Here is a 13,117-nt window from a genome sequence, read left to right as displayed (position 1 = left end):
TTGCTAACAGAACTCATTTCCCCCATATCCGTGAGTGCGAACGGACTATTTGGGTGTATTGCTGCGTTGCGCCGCTTGCCAAGGGAACCACCCTTGGCTGCGCGACGCGCCTTGCACTACTTCCCAAATAGCCGCGTTCGCACTCACGGATATGGGGAAAGTGAGTTCTTTGCCAAGTATGCAAGTTCAAGTGGCCTTGAAGTCAACAACAATTTTTACTCGCTTGCATAAATTCGGTTGACTAAGTTGTATAGGCATTATATTTTACTGGACTATACAACTTGCTGTTTTGTTTTCCAGCGATCTTAATGATAAAGATCGGCGCCGCCACTTTAAGGAGATGAGTCAACATGAGCACAATGAGCAAACAAGCCGACCCACGGCGCGACCCCAGCCGCACCATCCGCGCCCCGCGCGGCACTACCTTGACCGCCAAGAGCTGGCTGACCGAAGCGCCGCTGCGCATGCTGATGAACAATCTCGACCCGGAAGTGGCCGAACGGCCGAACGACCTGGTGGTCTACGGCGGCATCGGCCGCGCCGCGCGCGACTGGGCCTGTTTCGACAAGATCGTCGAGGCGCTCACCAAGCTGGACGACGACCAGACCCTGCTGATCCAGTCCGGCAAGCCGGTCGGCGTATTCCAGACCCACGCCGATGCGCCGCGGGTGCTGCTGGCCAATTCCAACCTGGTGCCGAAATGGGCCAACTGGGAGCACTTCAACGAACTCGACCGCAAGGGCCTGTTCATGTACGGCCAGATGACCGCCGGCAGCTGGATCTACATCGGCAGCCAGGGCATCGTGCAAGGCACGTTTGAAACCTTTGCCGAAGCAGGGCGCCAGCATTTCGGCGGCGACCTGTCCGGGCGCTGGATCCTGACCGCCGGCCTGGGCGGCATGGGCGGCGCGCAGCCGCTGGCGGCGACGCTGGCCGGCGCCGCCTCGCTGACCGTCGAATGCAAGCAGTCCAGCATCGATTTCCGCCTGCGCACGCGTTATCTCGACAAGCAGGCCAAGGACCTGGACGATGCGCTGGAACTGATCAAATACCATACCGGACGCAAGGAAGCGATTTCCATCGGCCTGCTCGGCAACGCCGCGGAAGTCTTGCCTGAGCTGGTCAGGCGCGCCAAGGCCGGCGGCATCAAGCCTGACCTGGTGACCGACCAGACTTCCGCGCATGACCTGATCAACGGTTACCTGCCGACAGGCTGGAGCGTCGAGCAGTGGATGGCAGCGCAGCACGATCCGTCGCAGCAAGCGCGGCTGACCGCCGATGCCGCAAAGTCATGCGCGCAGCACGTGCAAGCCATGCTGGATTTCCATGCGATGGGCATCAAGACCGTCGACTACGGCAACAACATCCGCCAGGTAGCGTTCGACCAGGGCGTCAAGAACGCCTTCGATTTTCCCGGCTTCGTGCCGGCCTATATCCGGCCGCTGTTTTGCGAAGGCAAGGGACCGTTCCGCTGGGTCGCCCTGTCCGGCGACCCGGAAGATATCTACAAGACCGACGCCAAGATCAAGGAGCTGTTCCCGCAAAACAAGCATGTGCACCGCTGGCTGGACATGGCGCGCGAGCGCATTGCGTTCCAGGGCTTGCCGGCGCGGATCTGCTGGCTCGGCCTGGGAGAGCGCCATATCGCCGGCCTTGCCTTCAACGAAATGGTGCGCACCGGCGAACTGAAGGCGCCGATCGTGATCGGCCGCGACCACCTCGATACCGGTTCGGTCGCCAGCCCGAACCGTGAAACCGAAAGCATGAAAGACGGCACCGATGCGGTTTCCGACTGGCCCCTGCTGAACGCCTTGCTAAACACGTCCGGCGGCGCTACCTGGGTTTCGCTGCATCACGGCGGCGGGGTAGGCATGGGCTACTCGCAGCACGCCGGCATGGTGATCGTCGCCGACGGCACCGAGGCCGCCGCCAAGCGCCTGGCGCGGGTGCTGGTCAACGATTGCGCCTCCGGCGTGATGCGCCATGCCGACGCCGGCTACGAAGCGGCGATCGAGTGCGCCAAGCGCCATAACCTGAACCTGCCGATGATCAACCGTTGATGCTTACGCTAATTTGAAAGAAATGACCATGAAAACACCGTTGACTCTGCAACCAGGAAAAATGTCTTTGGCAGAGATCCGCCGCATCTGGGCCGAAGCCGTGCCGCTGGCATTGCCGCCTGCCGCTTATGACGCCATCAATGCTTCCGCCGCCACCGTCGCCAGGATCGTCGAACGCGGCGATGCCGCCTACGGCATCAATACCGGCTTCGGTAAGCTGGCCAAGACCCGCATCCCGGACGAACAGCTGGAACTGCTGCAGCGCAACCTGATCCTGTCGCACTCGGTCGGCACCGGCGACCTGATCGACGATGCCGCGGTGCGCCTGATCCTGGCCATGAAGATCGGCAGCCTGGCGCGCGGCTATTCCGGCATCCGGGCGCAGGTGATCGATACCCTGCTGGCGATCTACAACGCCGGCATCATGCCTTGCATCCCTGTCAAAGGTTCGGTCGGCGCCTCGGGCGACCTGGCGCCCTTGTCGCACATGACCCTGGCGATACTCGGTGAAGGCCAGGTGCGGGTCGACGGCAAGCTGGTCGAGGCCAAGGAAGCGCTGGCGCGGGCCGGCATCGCGCCTATCGTGCTGGCGGCCAAGGAAGGACTGGCGCTGATCAACGGCACCCAGGTGTCTACCGCCTTGACCTTGAACGGCCTGTTCCTGGCGGAACGCGTGCTGGAAGCCGCCACGGTAACCGGAGCATTGGCGGTCGACGCCGCCCGCGGCAGCGATGCGCCGTTCGACCCGCGCGTGCATGAAGTGCGCGGCCAGCCGGGGCAGATCGCCACCGCCAAGATTTACCGCCAACTGCTGAACGGCAGCGCGATCCGCCAATCGCACCTGGTCAACGACGAACGGGTGCAGGATCCCTACAGCTTGCGTTGCCAGCCGCAGGTGATGGGCGCCTGCGTCGACCTGATCGGCAATGCGGCGCGCACCTTGCTGATCGAAGCCAATGCCGTGACCGACAATCCGCTGATTTACGCCGAGCATGACGAGGTGATATCCGGCGGCAATTTCCACGCCGAGCCGGTGGCTTTCGCAGCCGACACGCTGGCCCTGGCGATTGCCGAAATCGGCGCCTTGTCGGAGCGCCGCATCGCGCTGCTGATCGATTCTTCCTTGTCCGGTTTGCCGCCGTTCCTGGTGCAGTCGTCCGGCCTCAATTCCGGTTTCATGATCGCCCACGTCACCGCTGCAGCGCTGGCGTCCGAGAACAAGTCGCTGGCGCATCCGGCCAGCGTCGACAGCCTGCCGACTTCGGCCAACCAGGAAGACCACGTCAGCATGGCGACTTTCGCCGGCCGCCGCCTGCACGAAATGGCGCACAACACCGCCACTATCGTCGCGATCGAATTGCTGGCGGCGGCGCAGGGCGTCGATTGCCACCTGCCTCTGACCACTTCGCCGCTGCTGGATGAAGTGCAGCAGCGTTTGCGCCAGCAGGTAGCGTTCTACGATAAAGACCGCTTCTTTGCGCCGGATATCGAAGCCGCCAAGCAGCTGGTGCTGCAAGGCGCGGTCAGCGGCAGCTGCCATGCCTTGTTTGCCGGCCTGTACGGGCAGTAACATGCGTTTGCTCAAGTTCGAAGAGCTGCAGGCCACGCCCTGGAAAAACGGCGGCGGCGTCACGCGCGAGCTGAACGGTTATCCGGCAGGAGCCTCGTTCGATGCATTTTTATGGCGGGTGAGCATTGCCGATGTCAGCCAGTCCGGCGCCTTTTCCAGTTTCCCGGGCGTCGACCGGGTGATCATGTTGCTGGAAGGGGATGGCATGCAGCTGCGCTCGGCCGGCGGTGGGACGGCCTTGTTGACGCCTTTGCAAGCGCACCGTTTCCGCGGCGAAGAGCAGGTTGGCGCGCAACTGGCAGGCGGCGCCTGCCAGGATTTCAACCTGATGCTGCGGCGCGGGGCGGCTAGCGGCACAGTCGATGTCTGGCATGCCGACCAGGACCTGGCGCAGCACACCAGCCTGCTGTTTTGCGTGCAAGGCCGCTGGGACGTGCTGACCGATAATGGCGAACAGGCAACGCTGGCGCCGCGCCAGACCCTGATCTTTGACGAACAGCCGGGCCGGCTGGCGTTGCGTTCGCTGCAGGCCGGCAGTATCGTTATCAGTGTCAGCATCAACCTGCTATAGGAAAACCAGCATGCCGCAGAGTCAAGTTGAAGCAGCCCGCTTAGCCGACGGCGTCTGGCGCCAGGCCAGGATTGCGCCGTCCGGCAACCCCGGCCAAGTCATCCTGGATGGCGCCATGGTGGTGCGCGACGGCCTGGTCGCCTGGATCGGCAGCGAGGCTGAGCTGCCTGCAGAATTCAGGCAAGCGGGCCTGGCGCAGCACGATGTAGGCAACCGCTGGATCACGCCCGGCCTGATCGATTGCCACACCCACCTGGTGTATGGCGGCAACCGCGCCGACGAATTCGCCATGCGCCTGGCCGGCGCCAGTTATGAAGAAATCGCCAGGAGCGGCGGCGGCATTGTATCGACCGTGCGCGCTACCCGCGCAGCCGACGAAGACAGCCTGTTCCGGCAATCGGCGCGGCGCCTGGAAGCCTTGCTGGCGGAAGGCGTGACCACGATTGAAATCAAATCCGGCTACGGCCTCGACCTGCCGGCCGAACGCAAGATGCTGCGGGTGGCGCGGCGCCTGGGCGAGTCTTATCCGGTCACCGTCTACACCACGTTTCTTGGCGCCCACGCCTTGCCGCCCGAATACAAGGACCGCGCCGACGAATACATCAGGCTGGTCTGCGACCAGATCCTGCCGGCCTTGCATGCGGAAGGGCTGGTTGACGCGGTTGATGTGTTTTGCGAGAACATCGGCTTTTCCGTAACGCAGAGCGAACAAGTGTTTATCGCAGCCGGCAAGCTTGGCCTGCCGGTGAAGATGCACGCCGACCAGCTGTCGAATATCGGCGCCACCCAGCTGGCGACACGCTACAAGGCGCTGTCGGTTGATCATCTGGAACACCTGAGCGAAGCGGATGTGGCGGCGATGCAGGAAAGCGGAACGGTCGCCGTGCTGCTGCCCGGCGCCTATTACTTCATCCGCGAAACAAAACAGCCGCCGCTGGAATTGCTGCGGCGTTACCGGATTCCGATCGCGGTTTCCACCGACAGCAATCCGGGCACTTCACCCAGCACTTCCTTGCTGCTCATGCTGAACATGTCTTGCACCTTGTTCAGAATGACCACCGCGGAAGCCCTGATGGGGGTGACCGGCAATGCCGCGCTGGCGCTCGGCAAGGCAGATCGCCATGGCTTGCTGGCGGCGGGACGCGCCGCCGACTTTGTGGTCTGGTCGGTGGAGTCGCTGGCGGAGCTGGCTTACTGGTCGGGTCTCAATCCCTGTAGCGCGATAGTGCGCGGCGGCCGTTTCGCTGCGGTATCGCAAAAGGAAATGTCATGAGGAAAATATCATGAAGCAGCTGATCGCCGATCGCGCCCTGTTGCCAGGAGGCTGGCGCAACAATGTCCTGCTGGAGTGGGACGACCATGGCATCCTGACCCGCGTCAGACCTGATTCCGATGCCGCCGCGGTGGCTGTCGCCGGCACGGTGTTGCCAGGCATCGCCAACCTGCATTCGCATGCATTCCAAAGGGCGATGGCCGGGCTGACCGAATACCGCAGCGATCCGAAAGACAGTTTCTGGAGCTGGCGCACCCTGATGTACAAGTTTGCCGGCAAGCTGTCGCCTGCCGACCTGAAGGCGATTGCGCTCCAGCTGTATATCGAGATGCTGCAGGCGGGTTATACCTCGGTCTGCGAATTCCACTACCTGCATCACGATGCGGACGGCAAGCCTTACGCCGACCCGGCCGAAAACATGGTGTGCCTGATCGAAGCGGCGCAGGAAGCGGGCATCGGCCTGACCTTGCTGCCGGTGATGTACCAGTACAGCGGCTTCGGCGCCCAGGCGCCGCATATCGGGCAGGCGCGTTTTGTCAATTCGCCGGAGTGGATCATCGGCGCCCTGCAAGCCCTGCAGGCGGCGCACCCGCAGCATGCCGGCCTGCGCTACGGCGTCGCTCCCCATTCCTTGCGCGCGGTGTCGCCGCAATCGCTGCAGCAGCTGCTGACGCTGCTCAGGCAATGGGATGCGCAGGCGCCGGTGCATATCCACATTGCCGAACAAGAGAAAGAGGTCGAAGACTGCGTCGCCGCGCTGGGTGCGCGGCCGGTGGCCTGGCTGCTGGAGCATGCCGAGGTCGACAGCCGCTGGTGCCTGGTGCACGCCACCCACATGACTACCGCCGAAACCGAAAAGCTGGCGCGCAGCGGCGCCGTTGCCGGTATTTGCCCGACCACCGAAGCCAACTTGGGCGACGGCATTTTCAACGGCGTGGCCTATGCCGGCGCGCAAGGTGCGTGGGGCATCGGTTCTGACAGCCATATCAGCACCAGCGTCAGCGAAGAGTTGCGTTTGTATGAATACAGCCAGCGCCTGCTGCACCGCCAGCGCAATATGCTGGCCGGCGGCGAGGGCGCTTCCGTCGGCGGCTACCTGTACCGGCAAGCCTTGCGCGGCGGCGCTATCGCCAGCGGCCGCCAGGTGGCCGGCCTGGAAACCGGACAGCGCGCCGACCTGCTGGTGCTGGACCCGCAGCACGCCGACCTGGGCGGCAAACACGGCGACCAATTGCTCGACAGTTTCGTGTTTTGCCAGCACGGGCAAACGCCGGTGCGCGATGTCATGGCCGGCGGCCATTGGGTGGTCCGCGACCACAAGCATGGCCGGCAGGAACAGAGCGCCGCGGCTTATGCGCGTACCATGAAGAAATTGCTGGATTAAGAATAGTGAAGGAAAGCTGATGAACCCGCCTGTAGAAAAATTCCTGTTTCATCGCGGCAGGCTGCCGCTGCTGGTGTCGATGCCGCATGCAGGAGAGTACATCCCGCCGGAGATCGCCGCGGACATGAGCGCCGCGGCGCTGGAGATTGCCGATACCGACTGGCACATGCCAAGGTTGTACAGCTTCCTGGAGGAACTGGGCGCTTCAGTCCTGGTGGCGACCCATTCGCGTTACGTGATTGACGTCAACCGGCCCGAGGACAACGTCAACCTCTATCCGGGGCAGGATACGACCGGGCTGTGCCCGCTGGACACCTTCCACAAGCAAGCCCTGTATCAAGCCGGGAAAGATCCGGGCGAGGCGGAAATACAGCGCCGCATCACGCAGTACTGGCGCCCTTACCACCAGCAGCTGGAGCAGGAACTGCAGCGCATGCGCGCCGAGCACGGCGTGGCGATGCTGTGGGACGCGCACTCCATCGCATCGGTGGTGCCGCGCTTTTTCGAAGGGCGCTTGCCTGACCTGAACCTGGGCACCGGCGCCGGCAGCTCGTGCGCGCCGGAACTGACGCAGCAATTGCAGGCGGTCGCTGCGCAGGCTGCCGAGGCGGGCTACAGCTACGCAGTGAACGGCCGCTTCAAGGGCGGCCACATCACACGCCATTACGGCAAGCCGGAGCAGAACATCCATGCGGTGCAGCTGGAGCAGGCGCAACTGACCTATATGGAAGAACAGCTGCCGTTTGCGTTCGACGAACAGCGCGCGGCGCTGGTGCGGCCGACTTTGCAGCGTTTCATGGACGTGATGCTGGCCTGGGCCAAAGATCACGTATCGGATTGAACCCTCACAACCAGTAACCGAGCGAGCGCGCCGCCCATTCCTTGATGCGTTCGGAAAGCGGCCGCTGCTGCCATTGTTCCAGCGTGATTTGCTGCGAGCCGCGGATGTCTTCGCGGAAGGCTTTTTCCATTTCGCGGCCGAACTGTTCGTCGATGACGATCACGTTGGCTTCATAGTTGTGGAGGAAACTGCGGATATCCAGGTTGGCGGAACCGACGGTAGACCAGCTGCCGTCGATCACGGCGGTCTTGGCGTGCAGCACCGCGACCTGTAGCTGGTAGATGTGGATGCCGGTGCTCAGCAACTGTGTATAAAACGACTGGCCGGCGTGGAACATCAGGCCGATATCGGTCACGCCGGGCAAGATCAGGGTAACGTCGACGCCGCGCTTGGCGGCGGCAACCAGCGCATCCACCAGCTGGCGGTCGGGAGTGAAGTAGGGCGTGGTGATGTGTATGCTTTTGCGCGCTTGCTGGATCGCCAGGATATAGGCTTTGTAAAGGCTGTAGTCGCTGTCGGGCTGGGTGCTCAGCACATGCACCGTCTTGTCGCCGGCGTTGTCCAGTTTCGGAAAATAATCGAGGTCCGGCAAATCTTCGGCATGTTGCGTGCCCCAGGTCTGCAAGAACAGCAATTGCAGCGACGCTACCGCCGGGCCTTCTATCTGCAGGTGGGTATCACGCCAGCCTATGGCGCCTGAGTCGGCGCGGCGCCGCGCGCGGAACAGCGAACTGTTGGCATAGGCGGCGCTGATGTTGACGCCGCCGGTGAAGCCGGTCTTGCCGTCCACCACCAGGATCTTGCGGTGATCGCGATGGTTCAGCTGCCAGCGGCCGAAGCGCTTGAGCGGGTTGACCGGATTGAATTCGACCAGCCTGATGCCGGCGGCGCGCATGCGCTCGAAAAATTCGGTGGGCGTGCCGATGCTGCCGACGCTGTCGTAGATGATGTTGACCTGGACCCCGGCGCGCTGCTTTTCAATCAGCAGGTCGGCAAACTGCAGGCCGAGCTGGTCCTGGTCGAAAATGTAGGTTTCAAAATTGATCGTGCTTTTGGCCTGCTGTATGGCGGCGATCATGGCCGTCATGGTGTCCGGCCCGTCGAACAGCAAAGTGACCTTGTTGCCTTTGACCAGCGGACTGTTGGTCACCGCTTCTTCCATCGCTGCCAGCATGGCGAGCCGGGCCGGGCCGTTTGCCGGGGCGCTGCCGGCTGCGCTTACTTGCGCTACCGAGGCGCTCAGGTTGCTGACGTCGGGCAGCGTCGAGCAGGCCGCTGTCAGGACGCACAGCAGCGCAACGGCGTATCGTAGAAAAAATCCATGCAGCTGGGGATTCGACATGTCTCAAGACCTTGCGGCGGGTTCAAATATATTGCCGTTCGGATACTACCGTGTTGCGCCGGTTCTTGCTTGGCTAATCACGTTGCGGCGTTCCAGGATAGTAAAGCGGATCATTCCGCAACATCTGGCCGCTAAGCGGCGGGCTTGTCCTCTTCCATCGGCGCCTGCCGTTTAGGCGGAATGAAAAAATCCTTGGGGCTTTTCCTGAAACGCATGAAGACCGCCTTGGCCAGCGCCAGGCCATGGCGGAAGCGCACCTGGCGCGCACGCAACGCCACGAACAGCGCCAGCGAAAAGCTGACCCAGAGGTTGACCGTGCCGATCGCCAGCACGCCGATGACGGAAACCACAGCGGTTTGCCAGCTCATGTGGTTATCGAGGCCGACCAGGGCGGTGGCGAAATTGGTCGCCGAAAACGTGATGTGGCGGATGTCGATAGGCAGGCCCAGCATGAAACCGATGGTGCCGATAGTGCCGAGCAGGATGCCGAAATAGAAATTCCCCATCAGGCCGCCCAGGTTGCGCTCCAGGTATTCGCCGAAGCGGGCCAGCCGCGGCTGGCCCAGCAGCCTGCGCAGCCAGTGCGCGCGCGCCACCCGTAGCGCCATGTGGGTGTAGAGCGCCTTGTTGTCGTAGTAGCCCGAGATCAGGCCGGCCAGGAACAGGCAGACGCCGGCGATCGCGGCGTGGAACAGCGCCAGGCTGGCAAACGGGTCGATATCGTGCAGCAGGTGCGCCGCCTTGTCAGGCGTCACCAGGTGATGGCCGGACAGCGCCTGGTAGCCGAGCGCGATCAGATAAGCCACCGGGAAAGCCAGCAGCAGGTTGCCGGCGACCGCAATGAATTGCGTGCGGATCACCTTGACGATCAGTTCGACCAGGCTGTCGAGGTCGATATTGCGGCCGTCGCGGCTTTGCAGGCCGGAAGCGATGCGCGACGCGGTCATCGCCGGCTGCTTGGTAGCGACCGTGAAATGCAGGACATGGATCAGCATGAAACCGAGCGAATAGTTCATGCTGAATAAAAACGCTTCCACCAGCGGCGCGGCGCGCAGGTAGGAGGCCAGGATCTTCAGCAGCGACATGAAGCCGATGACCAGGCCGGCGCCGGAGGCAGAGCGGAACATCGCGGCGTATTCGGAGCGATCCTCGGCGATGTAGTGTTCGCCGGTGCGGCTGGCGTTTTCGGTGACGTTGCGCGCCAGCAGGTTGATGTTGTCGGCGAACAGTTCGCGCACCGCGTATTTGCGGTTATGGCCCTCGACCAGTTCCTGGCCAAGCGCCAGCGCCTGGCTGCGCCGGGCGAGTTGCCGGGCTTCGGCCGCGCCGGGATCGGATGCCGCGTCGGCCTGTCCATCCTCGGCCGGGCCGGCATCGACCAGGCTCAGCAGCTTGCGCAGGCGCGCGGTGCTTTGCTCCAGCCGCACCAGCAGGTAGGTGAGGGAGACGCTGCTGCCCATGCGCAAGGCGTTCTTGCGGATCTTGAGGACGATGGTTTCGCACTGGTCCAGCATCACCGACAGGTGGCGGGCGTCTTCCAGCGGCGGCAATTCGCTCGGATCGAGGGCCGAGTCGGCGGCAGCCAGGCGGCGGCGATAGCTGTTCAGGTACAGGTGCAGCTCGACGTTCTGCATCAGGAACGGCGATTCGAACTCGTCGATGCTGGGATAGAGCCGCAGCAGCGCCGGCTCCAGGCCCATGGCGCTGATGCGGTAGGACAGGGTCTGGATCGCTTCCAGCAGTTCGCCCACGGTCTTATGGCGGTCGACGGCGTCGCTGGCGGCGTTGTTGTCGGCGTCGGTATACGGCGCGGCCTGGCTCAGCAGATCGAACAGGCTCAGCCAGTCTGCCGCGGGCACGGCGTTGATCCACAGGTAATCGGTTTCAACCGGCAGCAGGCGGTCGAGGCAATCGCGCAGATAGTTTTCATCCAGCGCCGGCGGCAAGATGCGGAACGACAGGCGCTGGAACAGTTCGGTAAAAAAACCGGCGTTGGGCAGGATGCCGGTGTCGGTGTACAGGCTGATCTGGCGCCGCGTCGAAAACAGCCGCAGGATATAGTGGCGCAGGGCGCTGGCCTGGGCCGGCTCGCCATGCAGCAGTTGCACCAGCACCCGCACGTTCTCGGCCGCTTCCTGTCCAAGCTCCGGCCTGGTGGGGCGCAAGGTCTTGATCAAGGCCACCAGATGGTCGATATTGTCGGAGTTGGGATCGGCGGCGATGAGTTTTAGTGTTGATAGCATGCAAAGTTTTATAAAATGCGAAGTCGATAGTGTACGGTCAGTTTATCGAAATCAGTTGTTAATGAATGTTATGTTTTTGGTTTGCCATAGAAAGAGCCCATGATATTTTTGAAAACCCCAGCCTTGGGCAAACTGTTTGCCAGCCTGTTCCTGATGGTTCTGCTGGCGGCTTGCCAGGGCATGCCGCCGGCGCCGAGCGCTGCCGACGCTGCCCAGGCCGATCATTTGCTGGTGCTGATAGACCAGCGCCTTGCGGTCGCTCCGATGGTCGCCAAGGCGAAATGGAATTCAGGCGGCGCCGTCAACGATCCGCCGCGCGAACAATTGATACTCGATGCCGTCGTAGCCCAGGCCAAAGGGCTGGATCCGGTTTTTGCCCGGCGTTTTTTTCAGGCCCAGTTCGACGCCAGCAAAGCCATGCAGCTCGGGCTGCATGCGCAGTGGCGCCAGCAAGGCCGGGGCCGTTTCGACGATGCGCCGGACCTGGGGCGCGATGTGCGGCCGGTGCTGGACAAATTGACGCCTGAGCTGATCGCCGAGCTGGAAAAGATCCGGCCCTTGCTGGCGCAGCCGGGCATGCCGGCCTATATCGAAATGCGTTCAGCGGTCCTGGTGCGCGGCGACCTGGACGGCGAGCCGCGCCGGGTCGCATTGACGGGCTGGCTGCGGAACTAGCCGCGCGCGGACTTCATGGCCGGGCCTAGCCTGGCCGGACCCTGTTGTGCCTGGTCGCATGGCGCATGTGCCGTTTGTAGTTGGGGCCAGGCTGGCCAAATGCTTCCAGCCCGCGCTGATAGCCGTAGTGCCATTGTGCTTCCACATGCTCCTGGTAAATTTCATGGCGAGCCGGCATCAGCAGGCGCAGGCGATTCTTCGGCCAGGACAGTTTCTGCTGCATGCCGCGCTTGCGGAATACACTTTCCACATCCGACGCATCGATCCAGACATCGGCATGCTGGCTGTGGACGTGGCGCAGGCGCTGGTTGCCATCGACTCCCAGCACCGCGCGCCAGGCCGGGATCGCCAGCGCCTGGCTGAACGGCGCCTTCAGTTCCATCACCACCCGCTGCGCCAGCCGTTTTGCCAGTTCGATGGGAAACAGGTCGACCACGCCGCCGGTATAGTGCCCGGCCTGGTGCGTGTGGCAGGGAAAATAAAACATGTCGGAAATCGAAATCCGCACGGCGTCGCCGATCGGCATCTGGACGTCGGTCAGCAGTTGCGGCGCGATGGCGTTGTCGCCCCACATCGGATCGCTCATGGGCGAGGCCATGCCGTCCAGCAGCGCCGCCGTGCGCGGATCGCAAAACACGGTTTCGGCAAACAGCTTGCGGCCGGCCCTGCGCTGCCCGACCTGGTCTTTGGAAAACAGCATTTTGCCGCCGACGATGGCGACCGCGGGCGGGGCTTCCGCTTGCGCCTGCAGCGGCGGCAGCGGCAGTTGCGGCGGGATATCGAAAAAATAATCGCTGAACAGGTCCGGGATGACAGCGGCGCGCCTGGCCGTCAGGCGCCGTTTGACAGCGTGCAGGAAGGAACGGCCGATGGCGGCCTTGGGCGTCGACTGCAAGCCGCACAGGAAGCGGTACATCGCCGGCGAGCTGATCCACGCCTTGCGCTGCGCATCGTCCGGCAGCGCCCGGATCACGGCGGCAGCGATCGAGCCGCCGCAGCTGGCCAGCAGCAGGTCAGGCTTGTTGCCGGTGTCGACTGCCGCGGCGTACATGCCAAGGTAGTAGCCGAAGCGGAAGCCGCCACCCGCCATCACCATGCAGCATTGATATTTTTCGGTTCGGGTCATGGGCTCGAATGATGCATCAATAGCCGCTTGCA

At 63.1% G+C, this 13,117-nt stretch carries 10 protein-coding genes; 7 read left to right on the top strand and 3 right to left on the bottom strand.

Features of this window, described 5'->3' with window-relative positions; all coding sequences use genetic code 11:
• Nucleotides 1-350 precede the first annotated feature (350 nt).
• From hutU to hutG, 6 genes are read left to right on the top strand one after another with little or no spacing between them, the layout of a single operon-like run.
• On the top strand, nt 351-2,060 hold the full coding sequence (gene hutU, locus V8G57_RS04885; RefSeq protein WP_342828424.1) for a urocanate hydratase: 1,710 nt from the start codon (nt 351-353) through the stop codon (nt 2,058-2,060).
• A gap of 22 nt (nt 2,061-2,082) precedes the next feature.
• Nucleotides 2,083-3,630 (top strand): histidine ammonia-lyase, encoded by a 1,548-nt coding sequence (gene hutH, locus V8G57_RS04880; protein ID WP_342828422.1) that lies wholly within the window; start codon nt 2,083-2,085, stop codon nt 3,628-3,630.
• A 1-nt stretch (nt 3,631) separates the two neighbouring features.
• Entirely contained in the window at nt 3,632-4,201 is a 570-nt protein-coding gene (locus V8G57_RS04875) for a HutD/Ves family protein (protein WP_342828421.1), read from the top strand.
• A gap of 10 nt (nt 4,202-4,211) precedes the next feature.
• Nucleotides 4,212-5,474 (top strand): imidazolonepropionase, encoded by a 1,263-nt coding sequence (gene hutI, locus V8G57_RS04870; protein WP_342828420.1) that lies wholly within the window; start codon nt 4,212-4,214, stop codon nt 5,472-5,474.
• A gap of 10 nt (nt 5,475-5,484) precedes the next feature.
• Complete coding sequence (locus V8G57_RS04865; protein ID WP_342828418.1) at nt 5,485-6,858, top strand: formimidoylglutamate deiminase; 1,374 nt, start codon at nt 5,485-5,487, stop codon at nt 6,856-6,858.
• 19 nt (nt 6,859-6,877) lie between these two features.
• Entirely contained in the window at nt 6,878-7,699 is an 822-nt protein-coding gene (gene hutG, locus V8G57_RS04860) for an N-formylglutamate deformylase (protein WP_342828416.1), read from the top strand.
• A gap of 4 nt (nt 7,700-7,703) precedes the next feature.
• On the opposite strand, the gene cls is transcribed toward hutG, so the two are convergent.
• Nucleotides 7,704-9,041: a cardiolipin synthase gene (cls, locus tag V8G57_RS04855; RefSeq protein WP_342828415.1), complete on the bottom strand. Its 1,338-nt coding sequence runs from the start codon at nt 9,039-9,041 to the stop codon at nt 7,704-7,706.
• Between the two features lie 131 nt (nt 9,042-9,172).
• Nucleotides 9,173-11,284 (bottom strand): site-specific recombinase, encoded by a 2,112-nt coding sequence (locus V8G57_RS04850; protein ID WP_342828414.1) that lies wholly within the window; start codon nt 11,282-11,284, stop codon nt 9,173-9,175.
• A 99-nt stretch (nt 11,285-11,383) separates the two neighbouring features.
• Between V8G57_RS04850 and aroQ the strand changes: the two genes are divergently transcribed.
• Nucleotides 11,384-11,959: a gamma subclass chorismate mutase AroQ gene (aroQ, locus tag V8G57_RS04845; RefSeq protein ID WP_092393777.1), complete on the top strand. Its 576-nt coding sequence runs from the start codon at nt 11,384-11,386 to the stop codon at nt 11,957-11,959.
• A 25-nt stretch (nt 11,960-11,984) separates the two neighbouring features.
• On the opposite strand, the gene V8G57_RS04840 is transcribed toward aroQ, so the two are convergent.
• Nucleotides 11,985-13,085: a patatin-like phospholipase family protein gene (locus V8G57_RS04840; RefSeq protein WP_342828413.1), complete on the bottom strand. Its 1,101-nt coding sequence runs from the start codon at nt 13,083-13,085 to the stop codon at nt 11,985-11,987.
• Between the last annotated feature and the right edge of the window lie 32 nt (nt 13,086-13,117).

It is taken from the genome of Collimonas rhizosphaerae (assembly GCF_038896935.1).
GTDB lineage: Bacteria > Pseudomonadota > Gammaproteobacteria > Burkholderiales > Burkholderiaceae_D > Collimonas > Collimonas rhizosphaerae.
The sequence above is the reverse complement of the archived record's forward strand: the minus strand, read 5'-3'. Positions and strand labels throughout refer to the sequence as shown.

Coding starts and splice junctions, on each gene's coding strand:
- hutU (WP_342828424.1), top strand. CDS start 351: ATGAGCACAATGAGCAAACAAGCCGACCCACGGCGCGACCCCAGCCGC.
- hutH (WP_342828422.1), top strand. CDS start 2,083: ATGACCATGAAAACACCGTTGACTCTGCAACCAGGAAAAATGTCTTTG.
- V8G57_RS04875 (WP_342828421.1), top strand. CDS start 3,632: ATGCGTTTGCTCAAGTTCGAAGAGCTGCAGGCCACGCCCTGGAAAAAC.
- hutI (WP_342828420.1), top strand. CDS start 4,212: ATGCCGCAGAGTCAAGTTGAAGCAGCCCGCTTAGCCGACGGCGTCTGG.
- V8G57_RS04865 (WP_342828418.1), top strand. CDS start 5,485: ATGAAGCAGCTGATCGCCGATCGCGCCCTGTTGCCAGGAGGCTGGCGC.
- hutG (WP_342828416.1), top strand. CDS start 6,878: ATGAACCCGCCTGTAGAAAAATTCCTGTTTCATCGCGGCAGGCTGCCG.
- cls (WP_342828415.1), bottom strand. CDS start 9,041: ATGTCGAATCCCCAGCTGCATGGATTTTTTCTACGATACGCCGTTGCG.
- V8G57_RS04850 (WP_342828414.1), bottom strand. CDS start 11,284: ATGCTATCAACACTAAAACTCATCGCCGCCGATCCCAACTCCGACAAT.
- aroQ (WP_092393777.1), top strand. CDS start 11,384: ATGATATTTTTGAAAACCCCAGCCTTGGGCAAACTGTTTGCCAGCCTG.
- V8G57_RS04840 (WP_342828413.1), bottom strand. CDS start 13,085: ATGACCCGAACCGAAAAATATCAATGCTGCATGGTGATGGCGGGTGGC.